Here is a 23425-nt window from a genome sequence, read left to right on the forward strand (position 1 = left end):
CCACAGGAGAACGCAGTATGAATAACGCACTAGGACTGGTTGAAACGAAAGGCCTGGTTGGCGCCATTGAAGCCGCTGATGCAATGGTGAAATCCGCCAACGTGCAGTTGATTGGTTACGAAAAAATTGGCTCCGGGCTGATTACCGTGATGGTCCGCGGAGACGTCGGCGCGGTCAAAGCCGCCGTTGACGCCGGCAGCGCGGCGGCCAGCGTGGTCGGCGAGGTCAAGTCCAGCCATGTGATCCCGCGCCCGCATAGCGATGTTGAGGCCATTCTGCCGAAATCCGTCTGACCCTCAAAAAAGGAGCACCGCGTGAAGCAATCACTGGGATTACTTGAGGTCAGCGGTCTGGCCCTGGCCATCACCTGCGCCGACGCTATGGCGAAAGCGGCCGCCATCACGCTGCTCGCCCTGGAAAAGACCAACGGTTCCGGCTGGATGGTGGTGAAGATCGCCGGTGATGTGGCCTCTGTCCAGGCGGCGGTGATGACCGGGGCCGAACTCGCCGAACGGCAGCAGGGGCTGGTAGCGCAGAAGGTTATCGCCAGGCCCGGGGAAGGCCTGCTGCCGGCCCGCGTCCAGGCGCCTTCACCAGCGCCTGACGTCGCCGTGACGGAGGAGAACACGGCCCTCACAGACGCCCCCTCCCACTCTACGGAGCGGGTGACCTGCAACCTGTGCCTGGACCCACACTGCCCACGACAAAAAGGCGATCCCCGCTCGCAGTGCCTGCACGCCGGTAAACGAGGTGACGCGTAATGGATAAACAACAGCTGGCTTCGACAGTCAACAAAGTGCTGGATGAGATGCGCCAGCGTCCCATTCCAATCGGTATCTCCAGTCGCCATATCCATTTAGCGGCGGCTGACTATGCCAGGCTTTTTCCCGCGCAGCCCATCCAGCCGAAAAAAGCGCTGCTGCAGCCGGGACAATATGCTGCAGAGCAGACGGTGACCCTGGTTGGCCCCAAAGGGCGATTAAACAACGTGCGCCTGCTCGGCCCTTTGCGCCAGACCAGCCAGGTGGAAATCTCACGCACCGACGCCCGCATCCTCGGTATCGCCGCGCCGCTGCGCATGTCCGGCAATCTGCAGGGCACGCCGGGGATCCGCCTGATAAGCCCCTTTGCCGAACTGGAGTTGAGCGGCGGGACGATTGTTGCCCAGCGACATATTCATATGTCGCCACTTGATGCGTTGATCCTGCGCGTCTCCCATGGCGATAGCGTCGCGGTGGCGATCGAAGGCAGCGACAGGCGGCTTATCTTCGACAACGTGGCGGTCCGCGTTGCCCCGGATATGCGTCTTGAGATGCACATCGATACTGACGAGGCCAATGCGGCAGGCGCTGACGCTGCGCAAGCCTGGGCAACGCTGGTGACGAAGCCATGAACCACGCGATGCTGCAGCGTATCGTCGAAGAGGTCGCCGCCCGTCTGCGCCATCGCGCCCTCAGCACGGCCACGCTCAGCGTGGCCCAACTCGGCGAAGCGGATATCCGCAACCTGCTGTGCCAGCACGCTTCGCTGCGCATCGTGCAGGTGGATTTACCGCTGCTGGAGCAGCTTGCCGGCCAGCGTGCGCTGGCGGCAGCCGGTTGCGCACTGCATGAGGCGATGGCCTGGGGCGTTCGGGTACAGCTAACGCTGCTTCCCGCCCTGCTCCCCGCGCTGGCGGTAAAAAAACTCGCCCGCTTGCCGCTGACGTTCAGCGATCCGCTTGGCCAGCCCGTCAGGCTTCACGCCGCGTCGGTGCTCACCTATGCCGACGTAGCCCGTTTCAGTGGCGGCTATCTGGTGCTGCGCCGCCGCCCCATTATCACCGCCCTCGCCCGCGAAGCGGCCGTCGCGCGGCATGTTCAATTGATTAAGCAGGAGTGAACTATGCATCTGGCACGCGTGACCGGCGCCGTCGTCTCGACGCAAAAATCGCCCTCTCTGAACGGCAAAAAACTGCTGCTGGTGCGCCGGGTAAGCGCGGACGATGATCGTCCGATTCTCCCCACGAGCGGCGATGAAGTGGCGGTAGATTCGGTTGGCGCTGGCGTCGGCGAGCTGGTGCTGCTCTGCAGCGGCTCGAGCGCACGCCACGTTTTCAGCGGCCCGAATGAGGCCATCGATCTTGCCATCGTGGGCATTGTTGACTCACTTTCACGCTAAGGGGGCGCCTGTGGCTATCTATACCCGAACCGGCGATGCCGGCAGTACATCACTCTTTACCGGCCAGCGGGTCAGCAAGACGCATCCGCGCGTCGAAGCCTACGGCACCCTGGATGAACTGAACGCCATGCTGAGCCTGTGCGTCTGCGCCGTCGCTGAAGAGGAACAGCGCACCCTGCTCGAAGCCCTGCAGCAGCACATTTTTTGGTTCAGCGCGGAGCTCGCCAGCGACAGCGAACAGCCATCACCGGGTAAGCGCTATATCAGCAGCGAAGAGATTGCCCTGCTGGAGCAGACCATCGATCGCGAGATGGCCCGCGTGCCGGCGCTGCACCAGTTTGTATTGCCCGGACGCTGTGAAGCCGCCAGCCGTCTGCACCTGGCCCGCACCGTTGCCAGACGGGCGGAGCGCCGGCTGGTCGAGCTGGCGGCAGAGGTTACTATCCGTCAGATACTGCTGCGTTATCTGAACCGCTTATCTGACTGCCTGTATGCCCTGGCGCGCAGCGAGGATCATGCCGCTCACCAGCGCCGCCTTGTGACGGAGATCGCGACCCGATATCTGGCCGCCAGCAGGTCGCCTGCGCCCGACGCGCCCAAAGCCCAGGCCGGGTCGCTCTCCTTTCACGAGCTGCATCAGCTCATCCGTCAGGCCATTGAACACGCCCGCCAGCTGCAGGTGCCGGTGGTGATCAGCATCGTTGACGCACACGGCACCGAAACCGTGACCTGGCGAATGCCCGATGCGCTGCTGGTCAGCAGCGAGCTGGCGCCGAAAAAAGCCTGGACCGCCGTCGCCATGAAAACCGCCACCCACGAGCTCGCGACGACCGTACAGCCAGGCGCTGCGCTGTACGGTCTGGAGAGCCATCTGCAGGGCAAAGTTGTCACCTTTGGCGGCGGATATCCGCTGTGGCGCGATGGCCAGCTAATAGCCGGCCTCGGCATTAGCGGCGGCAGCGTCGAGCAGGATATGGCTATTGCACAGGCTGCCATGGCGGCCATTAACGTGAGAACTCATCAATGAATACAGCAGAACTGGAAACCCTTATCCGCACCATCCTCAGTGAAAAGCTCGCGCCGACGCCCCCTGCCCCTCAGCAAGAGCAGGGCATTTTCTGCGATGTCGGCAGCGCCATCGACGCCGCTCATCAGGCTTTTCTCCGCTATCAGCAGTGTCCGCTAAAAACCCGCAGCGCCATTATCAGCGCCCTGCGGGAGACGCTGGCCCCCGAGCTGGCGACGTTGGCGGAAGAGAGCGCCATGGAAACCGGCATGGGCAACAAAGAAGATAAATATCTGAAAAATAAAGCCGCTCTTGAAAACACGCCGGGCATAGAGGATCTCACTACCAGCGCCCTCACCGGCGATGGCGGGATGGTGCTGTTTGAGTACTCGCCGTTCGGGGTTATTGGCGCCGTGGCGCCCAGCACCAACCCAACGGAAACCATTATCAACAACAGTATCAGCATGCTGGCGGCGGGTAACAGCGTCTATTTCAGCCCCCATCCCGGCGCGAAAAAGGTCTCGTTGAAGCTTATCGCCAGGATCGAAGAGATCGCCTACCGCTGTAGCGGGATCCGTAACCTGGTGGTGACCGTTGCCGAGCCGACCTTTGAAGCCACCCAGCAAATGATGTCCCACCCGCTGATTGCCGTTCTGGCTATCACCGGCGGCCCTGGCATTGTGGCGATGGGCATGAAAAGCGGTAAAAAAGTGATCGGCGCTGGCGCCGGCAATCCGCCGTGCATCGTTGATGAAACCGCCGATCTCGTCAAAGCCGCCGAAGATATCATCAGCGGCGCCGCCTTCGATTACAACCTGCCCTGTATCGCCGAAAAAAGCCTGATCGTCGTCGCCTCCGTCGCTGACCGCCTGATCCAGCAGATGCAGGATTTTGACGCGCTGCTGTTGAGCCGACAGGAGGCCGATACCCTGCGTGCCGTCTGCCTGCCCGACGGCGCGGCGAATAAAAAACTGGTCGGTAAAAGCCCGGCTGCGCTGCTGGCGGCGGCGGGTCTCGCCGTTCCGCCTCGCCCCCCTCGCCTGCTGATAGCCGAGGTGGAGGCGAACGACCCCTGGGTGACCTGCGAGCAGCTGATGCCGGTGCTGCCGATCGTCAGGGTCGCCGACTTTGACAGCGCCCTGGCGCTGGCCCTGCGCGTTGAGGAGGGTCTGCACCACACCGCCATTATGCACTCGCAGAATGTTTCGCGGCTCAATCTGGCGGCACGCACGCTGCAGACCTCCATTTTTGTCAAAAATGGCCCGTCTTACGCGGGAATCGGCGTCGGCGGCGAAGGGTTTACCACCTTCACCATCGCCACGCCAACCGGAGAAGGCACCACCTCCGCGCGGACGTTCGCCCGCCTGCGGCGCTGCGTGTTGACCAACGGTTTTTCCATTCGCTAACCGGGGGCGCCATGCATACCTTTTCTCTGCAAACGCGCCTCTACAGCGGCCCGGGCAGCCTGGCCGCGCTGCAGCGCTTTAGCCATCAGCACATCTGGATCGTCTGCGACGGCTTCCTGGCGCGCTCGCCGCTGCTTGACCGACTGCGCGCCGCGCTGCCCGCCAGCAACCGCGTCAGCGTGTTCAGCGATATTACACCGGATCCGACCATTCACACCGTGGCGAAAGGGATAGCGCAGATGCAGGCCCTGCGTCCGCAGGTGGTGATCGGCTTCGGCGGCGGCTCGGCGATGGATGCCGCCAAGGCTATCGTCTGGTTCAGCCAGCAGGGCGGTCTGCCTGTTGACACCTGCGTGGCGATCCCCACCACCAGCGGTACCGGTTCGGAAGTGACCAGCGCCTGCGTCATCAGCGACCCGGAAAAAGGGATCAAGTACCCGCTGTTCCATGAGGCGCTCTGTCCCGACATGGCGATCATCGACCCGACGCTGGTGGTTAGCGTACCGCCCACCATCACAGCCCATACCGGGCTGGACGCGCTGACCCACGCCCTGGAGGCATGGGTCTCGCCGCAGGCCACCGATTTTACCGATGCGCTGGCGGAAAAGGCCGCCAGGCTGGTGTTTCGCGCCCTGCCCGTTGCGATTCGTCAGGGCGACTGCATTGCGACCCGCAGCAAAATGCACAATGCATCAACCCTCGCCGGTATGGCCTTTAGCCAGGCTGGCCTTGGGCTCAATCATGCGATCGCCCATCAGCTTGGCGGCCAGTTTCACCTCCCCCATGGCCTGGCCAATGCGCTGCTGCTGACCGCGGTGATCCGCTTCAATGCCGGCGAGCCGCGAGCGGCTAAGCGCTATGCACGCCTGGCCAGGGCCTGCCGCTTCTGCCCGCCCGCAGCTGGCGAACAGGAGGCTTTCCAGGCGCTGCTTACCGCGGTGGAAACGCTGAAACAGCAGTGCGCCATTCCCCCCCTCAAGGGCGCGCTGCAGGAAAAGTATCCCCTTTTCTTATCGCGAATTCCCGCCATGGTGCCGGCCGCGCTGGCCGACGCCACCCTGCGCACCAACCCGCGTCCGGTCGATGGCGCGGCCATCGCGCAACTGCTGGAGAACCTGCAATGAGTGAAGCGATAGTGCCACTATCAAGCATTGATGCAGCGGAGATCCGCGAACGCGTTCGGGCCGCTGGCGTCGTAGGAGCCGGTGGCGCAGGCTTTCCGACCCACATCAAACTGCAGGCCCGGGTGGACACCGTGCTGGTGAACGCCGCCGAATGCGAACCGATGCTGAAGGTTGACCAACAGCTGATGGCTCAGCAGGCTGACCGACTGATTCGCGGCCTGGGTTACGCGATGACCGCCACTGGCGCCCGGGAAGGGATCATTGCCCTGAAGGCGAAATATGCTCCGGCGATTGCGGCATTAACCCCACGACTCCCGGAATGGGCCCGGCTGCATATTCTGCCTGACGTCTATCCGGCCGGGGATGAGGTGCTCACTATCTGGCTGGCGACGGGACGCCGCATACCACCTGCCGCGCTGCCGGTCAGCGTCGGCGTGGTGGTCAATAACGTGCAGACCGTGCTCAATATCGCCAGAGCCGTGGAACAGGGCTATCCGGTGACTCGCCGGACGTTGACCGTCAATGGCGCCGTCGCCCGTCCGCTGACGCTGGCCGTACCACTGGGTATATCGCTGCGCGAGGTGCTGGATCTGGCCGGCGGCGCGACGGTTGACGATCCGGGGTTTATCAACGGCGGTCCGATGATGGGCTCGCTTATTACCTCCCTCGAGACACCGGTCACCAAAACCACCGGCGGCCTGCTGGTGCTCCCGGGCAACCATCCATTGATCCAGCGACGGCGGCAGGATGAACGAACGCTGCTCGCCATCGCCCGCACCGTCTGTGAACAGTGCCGTTTATGCACAGATTTATGCCCCCGGCACCTGATCGGCCATGAGCTTTCCCCTCATCTGCTGGTGCGGGCGGTGAACTATCGCCAGGCGGCCACCCCGTCGCTGCTGCTCAGCGCCCTGACCTGTTCGGAGTGCAACGTTTGCGAGAGCGTCGCCTGCCCGGTGGGTATTTCCCCCATGCGCATCAACCGTCTGCTGAAACGTGAGCTGAGGGCGAAAAACCTGCGCTACGACGGACCGCTGCGTCCGGCGGACGAGATGGCGAAGCACCGCCTGGTGCCGGTCAAGCGGCTCATCAGCAAACTGGGACTTGATCCCTGGTATCAGGAAGCGCCGCTGACGGCGGTGGAACCGGAGGTGGCCTGCGTCACCCTGCCCCTGCGCCAGCATATCGGCATCAGCGCCGTGCCCTGCGTCGCGCCGGGAGAGCGGGTAACGCGCGGCCAGCTACTGGCGGATATCCCCGCCGACGCCCTCGGCGCGCCGGTGCACGCCAGTATTGACGGCCTGGTCTCCGCCATCACGGAGCAGGCCATTACGCTTGTAAGAGGTTAATCATGACCCAGGCTATCGGAATTTTAGAACTGACCAGCATCGCCAGGGGGATGGAGCTGGGCGACGTCATGCTGAAAAGCGCGAACGTACAGCTCCTGCTCTGCAGAACCCTTTGCCCCGGGAAATTCCTGCTGATGCTCGGCGGCGACGTCGGCGCCGTGCAGCAGGCAATCGCCGCCGGCACCGCGCGCGCCGGGGAGATGCTGGTGGACAGCCTGGTGCTGGCCAACATTCACCCCAGCGTACTACCGGCGATCAGCGGTCTCAACGTGGTCGGGCAGCGGCAGGCGGCGGGGATCGTCGAAACCTGGAGCGTGGCGGCGTGCATCAGCGCCGCCGACCACGCGGTGAAAGCGGCCAACGTCACCCTGGTGCGGGTCCATATGGCGTTTGGTATCGGCGGCAAATGCTACATGGTGGTGGCGGGTGATATCGCCGATGTCGACAACGCCGTCACGGTGGCCAGCGACAGCGCAGGCGAGAAAGGATTACTGGTTCACCGGGCAGTGATCCCGCGACCGCACGATGCGCTGTGGCAACAGCTGATGGAGGGATAATGGAACCGCAAACCCCTACCGAACGCATGATCCAGGAGTATGTCCCGGGCAAACAGGTCACTCTGGCGCATCTCATTGCCAATCCTGGCAAAGATCTGTTCAAAAAGCTGGGTCTGCCGGACGCGGTCTCCGCCATCGGCATTCTTACCATTACCCCCAGTGAAGCATCGATTATCGCCTGCGACATCGCCACCAAGTCCGGCGCGGTGGAGATCGGTTTTCTCGATCGCTTCACCGGCGCGGTGGTGTTGACCGGCGATGTCTCCGCCGTGGAGTACGCGCTCAGGCAGGTCACCCGCACCCTCGGTGAGCTGATGCGCTTCACCGCTTGCCCAATTACCCGGACCTGAGCCCATGAAACGCCTGATGCTAATCGGACCCAGCCAGTGCGGTAAAACCTCGCTGACCCAGGTATTGCGTGGCGAAACCCTGCGCTATCAGAAAACCCAGGCCATCGTCTGGACGCCGGCCGCCATCGATACCCCCGGGGAATATCTGGAAAACCGCTGCCTGTACAGTGCACTGCTCACCAGCGCCTGCGAGGCCGATGTCATCGCGCTGGTACTGAATGCCGATGCGCCCTGGTCACCCTTTTCTCCGGGGTTTACCGCCCCAATGAACCGCCCGGTTATCGGGGTGATCACCAAAGCCGATTTGGCCGCCCCGCCCCGTCTGCAACAGGTCCGGACATGGCTCGAGGCGGCGGGCGCCGGACATATCTTTATCACCAGCGCGTTAACCGGCGACGGGCTTGATGACCTGTTCGCCTGCCTGAATGCAGAGGAATATCAATGACCTATAAAATCATGGCGATTAACGCCGGCAGCTCTTCCCTGAAGTTTCAGCTGCTTAACATGCCGCAGGGGGCGTTGCTCTGTCAGGGGTTGATCGAACGTATCGGCCTGCCCGAGGCCCGCTTCACGCTGAAAACGTCGGCACAGAAATGGCAGGAGACGCTGCCCATCGCCGATCACCATGAGGCAGTGACCCTGCTGCTGGAGGCGCTGACCGGCCGCGGGATCCTGAGCAGCCTGCAGGAGATCGACGGCGTTGGCCACCGCGTCGCCCACGGCGGCGAACGCTTCAAAGACGCCGCGCTGGTCTGCGACGATACCCTGCGGGAGATCGAGCGCCTGGCGGAGCTGGCGCCGTTGCATAACCCGGTCAATGCGCTGGGCATACGTCTCTTTCGCCAGCTGTTACCCGCGGTACCGGCGGTGGCGGTTTTTGATACCGCCTTTCACCAGACCCTGGCGCCGGAGGCCTGGCTCTATCCCCTCCCCTGGCGCTATTACGCCGAGCTTGGCATTCGCCGCTACGGTTTTCACGGTACCAGCCATCACTATGTCAGCAGCGCGCTGGCGGAAAAGCTGGGCGTACCGCTGAGCGCCCTGCGGGTAGTAAGCTGCCATCTGGGCAATGGCTGTAGCGTCTGCGCCATCAAAGGCGGGCAATCGGTGAATACCTCAATGGGCTTTACTCCCCAGTCCGGGGTGATGATGGGCACCCGCAGCGGCGATATCGACCCGTCGATTCTTCCCTGGCTGGTGGAGAAAGAAGGGAAATCCGCCCAGCAGCTCAGCCAGCTGCTGAATAATGAATCCGGGCTGCTGGGCGTCTCCGGCGTGTCCTCTGATTACCGCGACGTCGAACAGGCAGCCGACGCCGGCAACGAACGGGCGGCTCTGGCGCTGTCGCTGTTTGCCGAACGCATTCGCGCGACTATCGGCAGCTATATCATGCAGATGGGAGGTCTGGACGCGCTGATCTTTACCGGCGGCATAGGCGAGAATTCCGCCCGGGCGCGGGCGACGATCTGCCGCAATTTGCATTTTCTCGGCCTCGCGCTGGACGACGAGAAAAACCAGCGGAGCGCGACCTTTATTCAGGCGGATAATGCGCTGGTCAAAGTGGCGGTGATCAACACCAATGAAGAGCTAATGATTGCCCGCGACGTCATGCGTCTTGCATTGCCGCAGGCGCGCGAGCTGGCGGTGTCGGCATAAACGACGCGCCTCCTCTTGCGGAGAATCATGGTAACCGGCGGGTCGCCATGCCACTATGCGCCCTGGCGAAGGTAAGCGGAAAGGTGAAAACGTGGCTGTTGCACAATGTCCCGCCTCGTGCGGAGAACTTATCCAGGGCTGGATCCTCGGCAGCGAAAAGCTGGTCTCCTGTCCGGTGGACTGGTACAGCACCGTCGAGGTCGAGACCGGGGTACCGCGAAAAGACGAGCGGCCGCTGTCGCGGGCGATGGTCGACCAGCTGCTGGCCCACTGGGGCTACCCCCCAGCGCTGAGCCAGCAGATCCGCATCACCCTGCACTCAACGATCCCGGTGGCCAAAGGGATGGCCAGCAGCACCGCCGATATCGCTGCCACCGCCGTCGCCACCGCCCATCATCTGGGCCATCTACTGGATGAGCCGACGCTGGCGCGCCTGTGCGTCGCGCTGGAGCCTACCGACAGCACCCTGTTTCGCCAGCTGACGCTGTTCGACCATAATACCGCCGCCACGCAAATCGCCTGTCCCCTTCCGCCGGCGCTCGACCTGTTAGTGCTGGAGAGCCCGCTGACGCTGCGCACCACCGACTATCACCAGCTGCCGCGCGAGCCGGGCCTGTTGGCAAACGCCTCCCGGCTGCAGCTGGCGTGGGAGAAAGTTCAACAGGCCTGCCACTGCGGCAACCCGCAGCTGCTGGGCGAAGCAGCGACCATCAGCGCCATTGCCAGCCAGCAGCTGTTGCCTAAGCCGGGGTTTGACGCGCTGCTGGACCTGGTGGAAAGCGCAGGGCTCTATGGTCTCAACGTGGCGCACAGCGGCAGCGTCGTCGGCCTGCTGCTGGACCGCCGTCGGCATGACGTCGAATTTCTGCAATGGCGGCTGGCAGAGAGCGATATCGCCGCCCACTGGCCGCAGCAGCATCTGCTGGCGATGGTGCCCGGGGGCGTCATCCTGCAGTAGGCCTCAGGCCAGCACCCGGCGCAACGCCGCCAGCAGCTGGTCGTTTTCCTCGGCGCTGCGGATCGCCACGCGGAAATAGCGGCTATCCAGCCCCGGGTAGTTGGCGCAGCTGCGGATCAGCACATGCTGGCGCAGCAGGGCATATTGCAGGTCAAAATCGGCTCTGTCGCAGCGCAAGAACAGGTAGTTAGCACGCCCGGGCCACACGGTCAGCCCGCCCATCTCCTGCAGCTGCGCATAGAAACGCGCTCCCTCCTCCTGCAGCCACTGCCAGGTGGCCCGCTGATACGCCCGATCCTGGAGAATAATTTCCCCGGCCAGGGCGGCATAGGCGTTGATGGACCACGGCATTTGTCGCGCGCGCAGTCGGGCCACCGCCTGGGCATCAGCGTTCAGCAGGTAGCCGAGACGCAGCCCCGGAATGGCATAAAATTTGGTCAGCGATCGCAGAACCCAGACGTGCGGATGCTGCGCCAGCAGAGGAATAAACCCCGGCTGGTCGGGGATAAAGTCGAGGAAGGCCTCATCGAGGATCAGGCTGATGTTCAGCGCCCGGCAGCGCTGCGCAATGGCTTCCAGCAGGCCCCGCTCCGGCAGCAGGCCGGTGGGGTTGTTCGGGGTGCAGAGAAACAGGCAGTCCAGCGCCGGAGTCAGGGCATCGAGGATCGCGTCGGTCAGCTGCCAGCCATCGCGCTCCCGCAGGGCATACTCCACCACCTCGCAGTCCACCGTCTGCAGCGCCCGCCGGTACTCCGCAAAACCGGGAATGACGATCATCGCCCGCCGCGGCTTAAGGCCGTGGACGAGGGTGAAGATCGATTCAGTTTCGCCGTTGCCGGCGAGGATATGCGCCGCCGGCAACTGATGGTGGGCAGCCAGCGCCTGATGCAGCTGTTGATACTCGACGTCAGGGTAGCGTTCGGCGCAGCCTGGGTTGTCAACGATCGCCTGCCTGAGCGAGGCAGGCATCCCCAGCGGATTGATGTTGGCGCTAAAATCCAGCAGCTCGCCGGGGGCTATGCCCAGCAGGGCGGCGGCCTCGCGGATATTGCCGCCATGGGCGCTTTTCAGTAAGGCCATGTCCCTTTCCTGTGTGGTTATCCGCGGCGGGCCAGCGTCGCGCCGTCGGCGAAGTAGGCTTTAATCCCGGCGAGGATCGACTCGGCCACCTCCTGCTGGAATTTGGCCGTTTTCAGTTTCCGCTCTTCTTCCACGTTACTGATAAACGCCGTCTCCACCAGAATGGAGGGGATATCAGGCGCCTTCAGTACCGCAAAGCCCGCCTGCTCTACCCGATTCTTGTGCAAATTATTGATATTGCCCATTTTCTCCAGCACCGCCTTGCCGAATTTGAGGCTGTCGGCGATGGTGAGGGACTGCACCATATCGAACATGGTGTGGTCGACATAGCGGTCGCCGCTCTTGCTGACCCCACCGATCAGATCCGAGGCGTTCTGCGTCTGGGCGAGATATTTTGCCGCGGTACTGGTGGCCCCCTTGGTGGAGAGGGCAAACACCGAAGAGCCGCTGGGCTGGCGGCTGGTAAAGGCGTCAGCGTGAATCGACACGAACAGGTCGGCGCGCTGCTTCTGCGCCTTGGCGACACGCACTTTCAACGGGATAAACACGTCTTCGTTGCGGGTCATATAGGCCTTCATATTGCCTTCTTTGTCGATCAGCGCCCGCAGGCGACGGGCGATCTGTAGCACCACATCTTTCTCGCGGGTGCGATACTTCCCCACGGCGCCGGAGTCTTCGCCGCCGTGCCCGGGATCGAGCATGATGACAATCGGCCGGTCGCGCCCGGCTTTGCCCGGCTGCGGCCCGCTTTGCGCCGGCGGCCCCTGCCGCTCCAGATCGCCTTTGTTGTAATCCTCGAGCAGCGCCAGCAGCGGATCCTGAACATCGGTAGCGTTGGCGGGGTAGAGATCCATCACCAGACGCTCTTTAAAGCCGGCCACCGGCGCGAGGGCAAACAGCTGCGGCTTAACGTTCTGCTTGAGTTCGAAGACCATGCGCACGGTTTGCGGATCAAACTGGCCCACCCGGGCGGACTTAATAAAGGGATCGTCAGCGCGGATCTGCCCCCCCATGCCCTTCAGTACCGAGTTCAGGTTAACCCCCTCCAGATCGACCACTACCCGTTCCGGATTACTGAGGGCAAACTGCCGGTATTTCAGCACATGATTCGATTCCACCGTGACGCGGGTGTAGGTCGATGCTGGCCAGACGCGAACAGCGACCACCCGCGCGGCGGCGGCCAGCCCAACAGGGCTCACGCTCATTAACCACATGGCGCCCGCCCCCTGCAATAAACGGCGACGGCTTAATCCAGAGTTGTTTCCCGACATGCCACTCCCAAGCAATAAAAACGCATTTATACCCAAAACAAACAGATTGACCAGAAACTTTAACGAAAGGCATATAACCTGTCATCTATAAAAGGGTAAACATTCATTGACACCCTGCGCCGGGTCACATGTTTTTCGCGGCTTAGCCTCAAATTGGGGCTTGCGTTTAACGGCAAAACAGAATAAAAATACAATAATTACGAATAATCATGCATTGAGGGTTTGTCATGGTGAAGGAACGTCGCACTGAACTGGTAGAAGGATTCCGCCATTCTGTTCCCTATATTAATGCCCATCGGGGAAAAACGTTTGTCATCATGCTGGGCGGCGAAGCCATTGAGCATGAAAATTTCTCAAATATTGTCAATGACATAGGATTATTGCATAGCCTGGGCATTCGCCTGGTGGTGGTCTATGGCGCCCGCCCGCAGATTGACGCTAACCTCGCCGAGCACCATCACGAGCCGGTCTATCACAAGCAGACGCGAGTGACTGACGCCAAAACGCTGGAGCTGGTTAAGCAGGCGGCGGGGATGCTGCAGCTGGAGATCACCGCCCGTCTGTCGATGAGCCTCAACAACACCCCGCTGCAGGGGGCCCATATCAACGTTGTCAGCGGCAACTTTATCATTGCCCAGCCGCTGGGCGTCGATGACGGCGTCGATTATTGCCACAGCGGACGCATTCGCCGCATTGACGAAGAGGCGATTCATCGTCAGCTCGACAGCGGCGCCATTGTCCTGATGGGGCCGGTCGCGGTGTCGGTCACCGGCGAGAGCTTTAACCTGACTTCGGAAGAGATCGCTACCCAGCTGGCCATCAAGCTGAAGGCGGAGAAAATGATCGGCTTCTGTTCGTCGCAAGGGGTTTACAACCAGGCCGGGGAAATTGTCTCCGAACTGTTCCCTAATGAGGCGCAAGCCCGCGTCGAAGAGCTGGAAGCAGACGAAGACTATAACTCCGGCACCGTGCGCTTCCTGCGCGGGGCGGTGAAGGCCTGCCGCAGCGGCGTACGGCGCTGCCACCTGATCAGCTATCAGGAAAATGGCGCGCTGCTGCAGGAGCTGTTTTCACGCGACGGCATCGGCACCCAGATCGTCATGGAGAGCGCGGAGCAGATCCGTCGGGCGACCATCAATGATATCGGCGGTATTCTTGAGCTGATAAGCCCGCTCGAGCAGCAGGGCATTCTGGTACGCCGTTCCCGCGAACAGCTGGAGATGGAGATCGACAAATTCACCATTATTCAGCGCGATAACACCACCATCGCCTGCGCCGCCCTCTATCCTTTCCCGGAAGAGAAGATCGGCGAAATGGCCTGCGTGGCGGTGCATCCGGATTACCGGAGCTCGTCGCGGGGAGAGGTGCTGCTGGAGCGTATTGCCGCTCAGGCCAGGCAGATGGGACTGAGCAAACTGTTCGTGTTAACCACCCGCAGCATCCACTGGTTCCAGGAGCGCGGCTTCACGCCGGTGGATATCGACCTGCTGCCGGAGAGTAAAAAGCAGATGTATAACTATCAGCGCCGGTCGAAGGTGCTGATGGCCGACCTCGCTTAAGCCCTTCTCCTCTCTATCTAACGGCCCGGGATAGCGCGACGCTTATCGCTTTATCCCCGGCCGGTCTCCCCCCCCTCTTCCCGCCAGCCTGGCGTACGCACGCGGGCGAAATTCCTGGTTTCCGCGCAGGCCATTTCTTTCTCGCTGGCTCACCGATATGCTATTGGCTGTCGACAGGACGTCGACTGGCGCCGCGGCCGCCACCCGCCCTGTAAGGATCGCTTAAAGAATGGAACCCAAACCGAACTGGCTGGTCAGACATATTAATCTCATTACCACCGCGGTCGCCCTCTATCCGTGGTTGCTGATGATACTGCTCCTCTGGGATAACCAGCGCCATCATCAGCATGGCTATGCCGCGCTCGGCGCCGCCATCGCGATATTATTTCTGCTGGCCCTGACGTCCGGCATGAATCTTCTCATCTCCTCGCTGGTGATTTTTTGTGCCCGCTGTTTCACCCCACCGCTGGCCGGCGGCGCAGCAGTCCGCTTTTTCGCCATGAACTCGATCTCGGCTCTCTGGCTTTTCCCTCTGTTCTTTAGTTACTGATTTTTCCGCCAGCCCGGGCGACGGCTGCAGCATTTTCCATCGCCCGGACTCGGCGTCTCAGGGGGTTTCGCGCCCGGCGAAAATCTCCGCCAGGCCGCTGCGCCGTTCGGTGCGCGTCACAATGGCCTGGGAGAGCACCTGCTCGTCGGCATAGAGCGACAACCGCCGTTTCGCGCGGGTGATCGCCGTGTAGACCAGTTCGCGGGTCACCAGCGGGACGCTGCGCGCCGGCAGGATCAGCGCCGCGTGTTCGAACTCCGAGCCCTGCGATTTATGCACGGTCATCGCCCAGGCGGTATCATGCTCCGGCAGACGGCTCGGCTGCACCGACTTGATGGCGCCGTCGGGCATCAGGAACCACACCCGCAGCTCGCCGTTGCGCTCCAGGGCGATGCCGATATCGCCGTTAAACAGCCCCAGCGCGCTGTCGTTGCGCGATATCATGATCGGTCGGCCGTCATACCAGCGGGAGTGGCGCGGCAGGGCGATTGCCCGCTGGCGATTGAGCCGCTGCTCCAGCCGCTCATTGACGCCGCTCACGCCGTACGGCCCCTCGCGCAGCGCGCACAGCAGCTGGAATTCGCTGAAAGCGGCCAGCATGGCCTGCGGTTCGGCCCGCTCGCGGCGCAGCTGCAGGTAGCGCTCATAGCCCTGCTGAGCCGCGCCGAGCATGGCTTCGTACTCTTCGGTCGTGCTGAGGGGATGAAGCGCGATATCGTCAAACGGCTGGCGCAGCGTGGCCTTCACCTCCGCGCGCGCGCCAGCGTTCACCGCCCGCGCCAGGCTCCCGATGCCGGAGTGACTACCGAAGCGATAGCTCTTTTGCAGCAGGCACAAACTGTCTCTCAGCGCGCCCGCGATAGCCCCCTCGCCCGCCGGCACCGGCGAACCGGTCAGCCGGGTCAGCTCCTGCGCCCGCGCGGCGGTATAGCCCGAACTCGCCCAGGCGCAGATATCCCCCAGCACCGCCCCCGCTTCTACGGAGGCCAGCTGGTCGCGATCGCCGAGGAAAATCACCCGCCCGTGGGCCGGCAGCGCGTCGATAAGCCGCGACATCATCGGCAGGTCGATCATCGAGGCTTCATCCACCACCAGCACGTCCAGATGCAGCGGGTTGCCGGCGTGATAGCGCATCCGCTGGCTGCCTGGCTGGGCGCCCAGCAGACGATGCAGCGTGCTGGCCTCGGTGGGAATCAACGCTTTCTGCGCGTCGGTCAGCGGCAATTTTCTCAGCGCCGCGCCCAGCGATTCGGTCAGACGCGCCGCCGCTTTCCCGGTTGGCGCCGCCAGGCGAATACGACAGCGCGGGCTGTCTTCGATCTGGATCAGCGCCGCCAGAAGCTTCGCCACGGTGGTGGTCTTCCCGGTCCCGGGACCGCCGGAGATCACTGAGATGCGGCGGGTCAGCGCCACCGCCGCGGCCACTTTTTGCCAGTCGGTTTCGCCGGTGGCAGGGAACAGGGCATTCAGGGTTGACGCCAGCCGGGCCTCATCCATCTCCAGCACCCGGTTGGCTTCATTGAAGAAGCGGGCGACGGTCAGCTCGTTGCGCCACATCCGGTTGAGATAGAGCCGGTCGCCGCACAAAATCATCGGCGCCGGAGCATCGCCGCAGCTCACCGCCGACGAAGCGAGCAGCAGTGCGGGCCAGTCCTCCGGCGCGCCGGCTTCGGCCAGCAGCCGATCGCGGATCTCCCCGGCTTTACCGCTCAGCGCCTCGTCGCCGCTCAACCGCGAGAGCGGCAGACAGACGTGCCCCTCGCCGGCATCCCGGCTCAGCAAGGCCGCCGCCAGCTTGACCGCCGGCGGGTCGTTTTGCGCCACCATCAGGGCAAACTGGACGTCCAGCGGCCGCAGCAGACGCTGCTCCACCGCCGCCAGCAGTAGTTGTTCGAAAGTCATGAGGCCTCCTCCTGAGTTTCTCCGGCAAAAAGCTGATCCAGACCGTCAATCAGCGGTCGCACCGGCCGGGTGGTGAAGATCCCCTGCCCCCCCTCCTGCCCGTCCATGCCGCGCAGGAAAAGATAAATCACGCCGCCGAAGTGGCGGTCATAGTCATAATCGGCCAGCCGGTGGCGCAGATAGCGGTGCAGCGCCAGGCTATACAGCTGATACTGTAGATCGTAGCGGTGGGCACGCATCGCCTGCTCCATCGCCGGCCGGGTGTAGGCCTCGCGATCTTCCCCCAGCCAGTTGGATTTGTAATCCAGCAGGTAATAACGGCCTTCGTGACGGAAGACCAGATCGATAAAGCCCTTCAGCATGCCGCGCACCTGGCGGAAATCCAGCGGCGGCGTGTCGGCAGAGAGGGGATCGTACTGGCGGATAAGCGCGTCAAGGCGCTCCGCCGTCAGCAGCTGGGCGATGGGCAGGTAAAATGCCATCTCCACCTGTTTATCCCGCGCCGCAAGCTGATTGAGCGCGATATCCGGCCCCGGCAGGCGGGTCTTCAGCACGCCGCCCAGCCAGTCGGTCAGCACCGGCGCCCACTGCGCGTCAAACCCGCTCAGCTGCAGCTTCTCCGCCATCCACCCTTCCGGCACCGGCTGGGTGAAGTCCAGCTCCTCAAACAGGCTGTGCAGGAAGGTCCCCGGCGCGGCGCCGCGCGGGAACTGGTGCGGAGTCAGCTGCGGCTCTTCCACGACTTCGCCGACGCCGGCGGCATCAACATCCAGACGCGGCAGCAAATCCTGCCCGCCGCTGAAACCATGCTGCTGCAGTCCGGAGTAACTGGTCACCCGCCAGTCGTCGGCGATGCGGCGCTGCAGCTCGCGCGCCGACAATCGCGGGATGGTCGCCGCGGGCGCCTGCCACGGGGTGAGATCCAGTTCGCCCGGAATCTGTAATGCAATATCGCCATGACAGAAGTCTGCCAGCCGCGCAGCCAGCCCGGCGGCGTCCATGGCTTCGCCCGCCTGCAGCAGCCGCCCCAGCGCGCTGAGGTGGAAATCGCTGTTGCCGGATTTCCGGCTGCTGAGCGGCGCCACGCCGAGGCTGCAGTGCCAGACCGCGCGGGTCAGGGCCACGTACAGCAGGCGCAGATCTTCCGCCAGTCGTTCCGCCTCCGCCAGCTCGAGGCTGGCCTCATCCTGGCCCAGATCCAGCACCGCCGCGAACGTCTCGCGATCGTGGTAAAACGCCTGGTCCTGTTTACGAAACCGGGCGATAAACGGCAGCCAGACCAGGGGGTATTCCAGCCCTTTTGACTTGTGAATAGTGACAATTTGCACCAGGTGCTTATCGCTTTCGAGACGCATCTGCTGGCTGGCGGCGTTGCTGTCCGGCTCGGCGATATGCTGCGCCAGCCAGCGCACAAGGGCATGCTCGCTTTCCAGCTGGCTGGCCGCCTCCTGCAGCAGTTCGCTGATGTGCAGAATGTCGGTTAAACGCCGCTCGCCGCCGCGGGTCGCCAGCAGGTTCTCGGCGATATGCCGGGCTGTCATCAACGCCCGCAGCATCGGCATCACTCCGCGCTGCCGCCAAATCTGGCGGTATTCGCTAAACTCTTCCACCAGCGCGTCCCACGCCTGCTCATCCTGGTTCAGGTTTTCAATATCCAGCGCGGTCAGACCAAACATCGACGTCGCCAGCGCGCTGCGCAGGGTATTTTCCCGCTCCGGGGCCAGCACCGCCTGCAGCAGCCAGAGCAGCTCCTGGGCCTCCAGCGTCTCAAAAACGCTGTCGCGGTTGGAGAGGTAGACTGAGGGAATACCCAGCGTCTGCAGCGCTTCACGTACCTGCGCTGCCTCCAGCCGGTTGCGCACCAGCACGGTAATATCCGAAGCCTGTACCGGGCGCGAGGTTTCCCCGCGCCACAGCAGCGCGCGCCCCTGCTGACCGGCGCTCAGCCAGTCGCGGATCTGCGTGGCGCAGAGCTGCGCCATAAAGGTCTGATAATCGCCAGACCCGATGGTGTCGCCGGGCATCAGCCAGACGTTCATCGCCGGTACGTCCGCCGCGTCAACGGTAAAGCGCAGCCCCTTGTTCTTCGCCGCCGCCTTCACCGGCAGGAACGGGATCTCGTGGAACATGAAGGGGTTATCGCTGAGGCTGAACAGCCGATTGACGCTGCCCACCATGCCCGGCGAGGAGCGCCAGTTGGTATCGAGGGTGTAGTGCGCGGCAACGTCGCCGCGCGCTTTCATATAGGTAAAGATATCGGCGCCGCGAAAGGCGTAGATGGCCTGCTTCGGATCGCCGATCAGCAGCAGAGCCGTCTCCGGCTGCCGGCGCCAGATGCGGCGAAAAATCCGGTACTGCTGAGGGTCGGTGTCCTGAAATTCATCGATCATCGCCACCGGAAAACGCTGGCGAATGGCGCTGGCCAGCGTCTCGCCGCTGTCGCCGCGCAGCGCCTCGTCAAGCCGGCTGAGCATATCGTCAAACCCCAGCTCGCCGCGGCGGCGCTTTTCGCGGGCGACCGCATCGCGGATCTCGACCATCGCTCTCGCCAGCACCAGATCGGTGAGCGTCAGCGAGGAGGCCAGCAACGACTCTACGGCGCTAAACAGGGGATGCACCGGCGGTTCGCCACCGGCTTTGGTGCGCTCGAGCAGAAACGACTGGGCAAATTTCTCCAGCGCGTCGGGCAGCTGGTAGCTTAACGTCTCTTCCTGCGCCCAGGCGTTCACTTTCTCCATCCACTTGCCCTGGTTGCCGCGATTAAACTTCCGCCGGTCAAGGCCGGAATTTTCCAGCACGCCTTCGATCTCGCCCACCTGCTCGCGCCACTGCTGCTTGAGCGAGTCAATGCGGGCGATGATCTGCTGATGGCGTTCGGCCAGCGTCTCGTTAGGGGCTGGCGGCGACTTAAGCTGCGGCGCTTCGCCCTGCAGCCAGCGGTCAAGGGACTTCAGCAGATCGCGCGGCCCTTTCCAGACGTCGTGGATCACCGCAGCGATATCGCGGGTCAGGGGATAGCAGTGGCGGCGCCAGAAATCGGCGCAGGCCTGATAGCGCAGACGGGATTCATCCTCGATCAGCTGTTGCTCGAACAGCATGCCCGACTCGAAGGCGTTAAGGCTCAGCATCCGTTGGCAAAAGCCGTGGATGGTGAATACCGCCGCCTCGTCCATCTGCCGTTCAGCCAGCAGCAGCGTCTTCGCGGCGTCGTCTTTATCGGCGATCTCCGCCAACAACGCGCTGTAGAGCGGATTGTCGGATTCGCCGCGCAGGCAGGCGATGCGCAGTTCATGGATGTTGCTGCGGATACGGCCGCGCAGCTCTTCGGTCGCCGCCTCGGTAAAGGTCACCACCAGCAGTTCTTCAACGCTGATGGCGCGGGGATAGGCGGCCTCACCGCCCAGCCCCAACAGCAGCCGCAGATACAGCGCGGCGATGGTAAAGGTTTTTCCGGTGCCCGCAGAGGCTTCTATCAGGCGCTCGCCGATCAGGGGCAAGCGCAGGGGATCCAAAGACTCAGCGGTGTCGGTCATTCATTCTCTCGCATCAGGGGTAAGGATTGCTGCAATGCGCTGACGTTTTCCCACACTTTGCCGCCTTTCGGCTGGGCATAGTCCGCTTTGCCATTCTGGCTACCGGAAATCTGGGACAAGATCGTCATGCCCTGCGGATCCACCACCGTCTGATGGAAGAAGTCGGCAAGTTTTTGCGGCGTCAGCAGTTTAATCTGAGCCACTACTTTATCACGTGAATCAAAACGCATATTACCGCGATCGAAATCTTTGCTCAGTTTCGAGGCTTCATCGCCCAGCGTCTGCGGCGCCTGCAGCATCTGGCTTATCACCGCCTGCTGGAGCTGGGCAAACTCTTCCGGCTTCATCGCCCGCAGCTTCGCCTCCGCGGTGGGGAAGAAGGCCTGGAACCGCTGCCAGAGGAAGGCCGGTTGCTTATCGCTACTCTGCAGCAGGAAGCCCATGCCCCACTGGCGCCCCACGTTCATCGGGAAGGCAAAGACCGCGTAGCCGAGCTGCTCTTCGGTACGCAGCTGGTTGTAGAACCACGGCTGAATAATCTGTCCCAGCAGGGTGCTGGCGGCGGTGCTGCTGAACTCATCAACATTGGGCGGCGCGAACACCGCGGCCAGCGCGGAGTCGGTGCTATTGCCCGCTTTGTTGAAGATCGCCAGCTGCTGCCGGTTCACCACCACGTCTTTATTGCGGCACCATTCGTTGCCGTCAGCGCCCAGCTGCTGCTGGATCTGGCGGGCCAGGGTCGTGGCGGCATCGGCGGTCATATTGCCGATCACCATCAGTTCAGGACGCCCCCTGGTTTTCAGGTTGGCGCGGTAGTCGAGCACCTCTTTAAGGGTAATGGAGGGCAGCAGCGCCCGGCGCACTTCGCGCTGGAAGTACGGCACCTGCGAGACCATCTGGATCGGCATTATCGCCTGATCGTAGGCTTTGCCTTTCTCGGCGGAATCCATCATCTGCGCATACCAGGATTTGGCCTGCTCCAGCTGCTCCTCGGTCGGCGTATAGCTGAAGTATCCCTGCAACAGATCGCTGAACAGCGCCGGAAGATGCTGGGTATAGCCGTTGGCATTGACCATTAATCCGTTATTAGCGCCGGTAGAGAACGAAATGCCGCCGACCGCCGCCTGGTTACTGAGCTGGTCGAGGGCGATGCCGGCGAGATAATCGTTGAGGGCAAACATCACCTGCCGGCGAGCGCTGTCCATCGCCTGAGGGTTACGCAGCACCAGGGAGATGTCCGCCTTCGGCTCGCTGGCAAAATACTGGCTCGGGGCATACACCACCCGCAGCGTCGGTTCATCCAGGATCAGCTGCGGATGCGGCCAGGCTTTATCGCTTTTGATAAGGGTGAAGTCATCCGGAATATAGGGGTTGAGCGCCGGCAGCTGCAGCTGGATGGCCTGCGATTTGTGCTGCCAGTCAGCGAACGTCTGCTCGCTAATCTTATCCACCTGATACGGCGCATCGACAAAGTAGGCCGTCTTGTTATGCGGCTCCTGGGGGCTGATATACCAGATACGGGCGTTCTGCGGGGTCATCATCGCCAGCCGGTCTTTGATCGCCTGCGGGTCGTACTGGTCGGCAATATTCACCACGTCCAGCGCATGCTCGACCGGCACCCGGATCATGGTGTCCGCCAGCCATTCCACGTAGTCCATGTCGCGGTTGATCGACGGATAGCGGAAATCGAGCGCCAGCACATGCGCCAGTTCGTCGAAATAGCGTTTGTCGATGCCCTGAGTACGCAGGAGGTCGAGGTAGCTGAAAATGGCCGCCGTCACTTCATCGCGGTGCGCCAGGCCTTTGTCGGTGAGGGTGGTTGAGATCGCCAGTACGCCGCTGTTGCCGTTTACCACCGGATCGGAATCGGCGCGGATACCTTCCGCCAGACCCTGTTTTTGCAACCAGTCAGAGAGCGTGCCCGGGCTGCGGTTGCCGATAAGATAGGTGACCAGCTCATCGGTTTTGCTGCGGAAGCGATCGCTGTTGTTGTCGATGCGAAACTCGACGCGCAGCACTTTACGCGGCATCGCCGGCACATAGTGAATAATGATGCCTTTTTGCGCATCCGTGACCACCGGGACGGTAATTTCCGGCCTGCTGATCTGACGATTCGGCACGCGGCCAAAGGTGTCCGCAGCCATGCGCGCCAGCGCCGGCAACGGCTTGTTGCTGTAGATCACCGCTTTCATCAGATTGGCGGAGTACCAGCTATCGCGGAAGGTGTGCAGCGCATCAAGCACCGGGCTGCCGGGCTTATCGCTGAGCGTCTCGAGGTTGCCACCCGAGAAGTGGGCCGCCGGGTGAGCCGGGTTGATGGTCTCCGCGCTGACCTGGGCCATGCGCATCCCGTCTCGCGTCCGGGCCATCGTCAGCTCGGCGTTGACCGCGTTACGTTCGCGGTCGGCATATTTTTTATCCAGCAGCGGCGCGGCGATGGCGTCGGCCAGGCGATCTACGGCCCCGTCCAGCGCATCATTTTCCACTTCAAGATAAAACGCGGTGCGGTAGGGCGCGGTACTGGCGTTATGGCTGCCGCCGTGCAGCTTAAGAAACTCTGCAAGGCTGTCAGGCTGGGGATATTTTTGCGACCCCATCAGCGTCATATGTTCCAGAAAATGCGCCAGCCCCTGATGATCTGCCGGATCCTGCAGGGATCCCACCGGCACCACCAGCGCCGACAGCGATTTCACCGCCTGCGGATCGGAAACCAGCAGCACGACCATGTCGTTATCAAGGCGGATCGCCTGATACTGACGCGTATCTTTTTCGCTTTTGCGGATCGTCTCCTGAATCGGCTGCCATCCGGTGTCGGCCTGACTAAACGGCGCCCAGAGGGCGGCCAGCACAACAAAAACCTTGAACCATAAACTGCGGGGCATTCACGAACCTCATCATTAACAAACTTGCGCTGCACAGCGTGCAGCCTTTTATGTCCATCAGTCCGTGATACGTTGCGCATAT

Annotated in this window: 21 protein-coding genes; 16 read left to right on the plus strand and 5 right to left on the minus strand. The window is 62.6% G+C overall.

All coding sequences use genetic code 11. The annotated features are described in order from the left end of the window. Positions 1 to 17: 17 nt before the first annotated feature. The 14 genes from pduJ to BHE81_RS14300 all read left to right on the plus strand — a co-directional run bounded on the left by pduJ (position 18) and on the right by BHE81_RS14300 (position 10566). Positions 18 to 293, plus strand: coding sequence for a propanediol utilization microcompartment protein PduJ (pduJ, locus tag BHE81_RS14235; protein WP_002915806.1), 276 nt, complete (start codon positions 18 to 20; stop codon positions 291 to 293). A 21-nt stretch (positions 294 to 314) separates the two neighbouring features. Next, complete coding sequence (locus tag BHE81_RS14240; protein ID WP_002915808.1) at positions 315 to 761, plus strand: BMC domain-containing protein; 447 nt, start codon at positions 315 to 317, stop codon at positions 759 to 761. Next, positions 761 to 1393: a phosphate propanoyltransferase gene (locus BHE81_RS14245; protein ID WP_002915810.1), complete on the plus strand. Its 633-nt coding sequence runs from the start codon at positions 761 to 763 to the stop codon at positions 1391 to 1393. Before BHE81_RS14240 ends, BHE81_RS14245 begins: the two co-directional genes overlap by 1 nt. Then, positions 1390 to 1881, plus strand: a complete 492-nt coding sequence (pduM, locus tag BHE81_RS14250) for a microcompartment protein PduM (protein WP_023301519.1) — start codon at positions 1390 to 1392, stop codon at positions 1879 to 1881. Before BHE81_RS14245 ends, pduM begins: the two co-directional genes overlap by 4 nt. 3 nt (positions 1882 to 1884) lie before the next feature. Beyond that, the gene (locus BHE81_RS14255) at positions 1885 to 2160 is read left to right on the plus strand and encodes a EutN/CcmL family microcompartment protein (protein ID WP_021440664.1); all 276 of its coding nucleotides are present in this window, start codon (positions 1885 to 1887) and stop codon (positions 2158 to 2160) included. A 10-nt stretch (positions 2161 to 2170) separates the two neighbouring features. Next, positions 2171 to 3187, plus strand: coding sequence for a two-domain cob(I)yrinic acid a,c-diamide adenosyltransferase PduO (gene pduO / locus BHE81_RS14260; protein ID WP_004211864.1), 1017 nt, complete (start codon positions 2171 to 2173; stop codon positions 3185 to 3187). After that, complete coding sequence (pduP, locus tag BHE81_RS14265) at positions 3184 to 4572, plus strand: CoA-acylating propionaldehyde dehydrogenase PduP (RefSeq protein ID WP_021440665.1); 1389 nt, start codon at positions 3184 to 3186, stop codon at positions 4570 to 4572. The genes pduO and pduP overlap by 4 nt, the downstream gene beginning before the upstream one ends. Positions 4573 to 4583: 11 nt before the next feature. Beyond that, positions 4584 to 5696 carry a 1-propanol dehydrogenase PduQ gene (pduQ, locus tag BHE81_RS14270; RefSeq protein ID WP_021440666.1) on the plus strand — a complete coding sequence of 371 codons (1113 nt, stop codon included), beginning with the start codon at positions 4584 to 4586 and terminating at the stop codon, positions 5694 to 5696. After that, positions 5693 to 7045 (plus strand): 4Fe-4S dicluster domain-containing protein, encoded by a 1353-nt coding sequence (locus BHE81_RS14275; protein WP_023301518.1) that lies wholly within the window; start codon positions 5693 to 5695, stop codon positions 7043 to 7045. The genes pduQ and BHE81_RS14275 overlap by 4 nt, the downstream gene beginning before the upstream one ends. A gap of 2 nt (positions 7046 to 7047) precedes the next feature. Next, positions 7048 to 7602 (plus strand): propanediol utilization microcompartment protein PduT, encoded by a 555-nt coding sequence (gene pduT, locus BHE81_RS14280; RefSeq protein WP_004181171.1) that lies wholly within the window; start codon positions 7048 to 7050, stop codon positions 7600 to 7602. Beyond that, positions 7602 to 7952 (plus strand): propanediol utilization microcompartment protein PduU, encoded by a 351-nt coding sequence (pduU, locus tag BHE81_RS14285; RefSeq protein ID WP_002915850.1) that lies wholly within the window; start codon positions 7602 to 7604, stop codon positions 7950 to 7952. The genes pduT and pduU overlap by 1 nt, the downstream gene beginning before the upstream one ends. 4 nt (positions 7953 to 7956) lie before the next feature. Beyond that, positions 7957 to 8397 (plus strand): propanediol utilization protein PduV, encoded by a 441-nt coding sequence (pduV, locus tag BHE81_RS14290; protein WP_004185483.1) that lies wholly within the window; start codon positions 7957 to 7959, stop codon positions 8395 to 8397. After that, entirely contained in the window at positions 8394 to 9608 is a 1215-nt protein-coding gene (locus BHE81_RS14295; RefSeq protein ID WP_004185484.1) for an acetate/propionate family kinase, read from the plus strand. Before pduV ends, BHE81_RS14295 begins: the two co-directional genes overlap by 4 nt. Before the next feature lie 91 nt (positions 9609 to 9699). Further along, positions 9700 to 10566, plus strand: a complete 867-nt coding sequence (locus tag BHE81_RS14300) for an L-threonine kinase (protein ID WP_032410170.1) — start codon at positions 9700 to 9702, stop codon at positions 10564 to 10566. A gap of 3 nt (positions 10567 to 10569) precedes the next feature. Here the strand turns inward: BHE81_RS14300 and cobD are convergent, their stop codons facing one another. Both cobD and amiC read right to left on the minus strand, forming a co-directional pair. Continuing rightward, positions 10570 to 11646, minus strand: coding sequence for a threonine-phosphate decarboxylase CobD (cobD, locus tag BHE81_RS14305; protein ID WP_023285521.1), 1077 nt, complete (start codon positions 11644 to 11646; stop codon positions 10570 to 10572). Positions 11647 to 11663: 17 nt separating this feature from the next. Next, the gene (amiC, locus tag BHE81_RS14310; RefSeq protein ID WP_149888808.1) at positions 11664 to 12917 is read right to left on the minus strand and encodes an N-acetylmuramoyl-L-alanine amidase AmiC; all 1254 of its coding nucleotides are present in this window, start codon (positions 12915 to 12917) and stop codon (positions 11664 to 11666) included. A 227-nt stretch (positions 12918 to 13144) separates the two neighbouring features. Here amiC and argA point away from each other — a divergent pair, with 227 nt between their 5' ends. Both argA and BHE81_RS14320 read left to right on the plus strand, forming a co-directional pair. Next, on the plus strand, positions 13145 to 14476 hold the full coding sequence (gene argA, locus BHE81_RS14315) for an amino-acid N-acetyltransferase (protein ID WP_004149616.1): 1332 nt from the start codon (positions 13145 to 13147) through the stop codon (positions 14474 to 14476). Between the two features lie 229 nt (positions 14477 to 14705). Then, the gene (locus BHE81_RS14320; RefSeq protein ID WP_009485668.1) at positions 14706 to 15026 is read left to right on the plus strand and encodes a hypothetical protein; all 321 of its coding nucleotides are present in this window, start codon (positions 14706 to 14708) and stop codon (positions 15024 to 15026) included. A 57-nt stretch (positions 15027 to 15083) separates the two neighbouring features. Here BHE81_RS14320 and recD read toward each other — a convergent pair whose 3' ends face one another. From recD to ptrA, 3 genes are read right to left on the minus strand one after another with little or no spacing between them, the layout of a single operon-like run. Then, positions 15084 to 16928 carry an exodeoxyribonuclease V subunit alpha gene (gene recD, locus BHE81_RS14325; protein WP_004900323.1) on the minus strand — a complete coding sequence of 615 codons (1845 nt, stop codon included), beginning with the start codon at positions 16926 to 16928 and terminating at the stop codon, positions 15084 to 15086. Continuing rightward, positions 16925 to 20461, minus strand: a complete 3537-nt coding sequence (recB, locus tag BHE81_RS14330) for an exodeoxyribonuclease V subunit beta (RefSeq protein WP_023301516.1) — start codon at positions 20459 to 20461, stop codon at positions 16925 to 16927. Before recB ends, recD begins: the two co-directional genes overlap by 4 nt. Beyond that, positions 20458 to 23343, minus strand: a complete 2886-nt coding sequence (gene ptrA / locus BHE81_RS14335) for a pitrilysin (RefSeq protein WP_023301515.1) — start codon at positions 23341 to 23343, stop codon at positions 20458 to 20460. Before ptrA ends, recB begins: the two co-directional genes overlap by 4 nt. Positions 23344 to 23425: the final 82 nt, after the last annotated feature.

The sequence above is a fragment of the Klebsiella sp. AqSCr genome, assembly GCF_008452795.1.
Lineage (GTDB): Bacteria > Pseudomonadota > Gammaproteobacteria > Enterobacterales > Enterobacteriaceae > Klebsiella > Klebsiella pneumoniae.

What these genes read in the sequence shown, in the direction of transcription:
- pduP (WP_021440665.1), top strand. Translation starts at nt 3,184, where the DNA reads ATGAATACAGCAGAACTGGAAACCCTTATCCGCACCATCCTCAGTGAA.
- recD (WP_004900323.1), bottom strand. Translation starts at nt 16,928, where the DNA reads ATGACTTTCGAACAACTACTGCTGGCGGCGGTGGAGCAGCGTCTGCTG.
- pduV (WP_004185483.1), top strand. Translation starts at nt 7,957, where the DNA reads ATGAAACGCCTGATGCTAATCGGACCCAGCCAGTGCGGTAAAACCTCG.
- argA (WP_004149616.1), top strand. Translation starts at nt 13,145, where the DNA reads ATGGTGAAGGAACGTCGCACTGAACTGGTAGAAGGATTCCGCCATTCT.
- pduT (WP_004181171.1), top strand. Translation starts at nt 7,048, where the DNA reads ATGACCCAGGCTATCGGAATTTTAGAACTGACCAGCATCGCCAGGGGG.
- pduQ (WP_021440666.1), top strand. Translation starts at nt 4,584, where the DNA reads ATGCATACCTTTTCTCTGCAAACGCGCCTCTACAGCGGCCCGGGCAGC.
- BHE81_RS14295 (WP_004185484.1), top strand. Translation starts at nt 8,394, where the DNA reads ATGACCTATAAAATCATGGCGATTAACGCCGGCAGCTCTTCCCTGAAG.
- BHE81_RS14245 (WP_002915810.1), top strand. Translation starts at nt 761, where the DNA reads ATGGATAAACAACAGCTGGCTTCGACAGTCAACAAAGTGCTGGATGAG.
- amiC (WP_149888808.1), bottom strand. Translation starts at nt 12,917, where the DNA reads ATGTCGGGAAACAACTCTGGATTAAGCCGTCGCCGTTTATTGCAGGGG.
- BHE81_RS14275 (WP_023301518.1), top strand. Translation starts at nt 5,693, where the DNA reads ATGAGTGAAGCGATAGTGCCACTATCAAGCATTGATGCAGCGGAGATC.
- ptrA (WP_023301515.1), bottom strand. Translation starts at nt 23,343, where the DNA reads ATGCCCCGCAGTTTATGGTTCAAGGTTTTTGTTGTGCTGGCCGCCCTC.
- recB (WP_023301516.1), bottom strand. Translation starts at nt 20,461, where the DNA reads ATGACCGACACCGCTGAGTCTTTGGATCCCCTGCGCTTGCCCCTGATC.
- pduM (WP_023301519.1), top strand. Translation starts at nt 1,390, where the DNA reads ATGAACCACGCGATGCTGCAGCGTATCGTCGAAGAGGTCGCCGCCCGT.
- pduJ (WP_002915806.1), top strand. Translation starts at nt 18, where the DNA reads ATGAATAACGCACTAGGACTGGTTGAAACGAAAGGCCTGGTTGGCGCC.
- pduU (WP_002915850.1), top strand. Translation starts at nt 7,602, where the DNA reads ATGGAACCGCAAACCCCTACCGAACGCATGATCCAGGAGTATGTCCCG.
- BHE81_RS14320 (WP_009485668.1), top strand. Translation starts at nt 14,706, where the DNA reads ATGGAACCCAAACCGAACTGGCTGGTCAGACATATTAATCTCATTACC.
- BHE81_RS14255 (WP_021440664.1), top strand. Translation starts at nt 1,885, where the DNA reads ATGCATCTGGCACGCGTGACCGGCGCCGTCGTCTCGACGCAAAAATCG.
- cobD (WP_023285521.1), bottom strand. Translation starts at nt 11,646, where the DNA reads ATGGCCTTACTGAAAAGCGCCCATGGCGGCAATATCCGCGAGGCCGCC.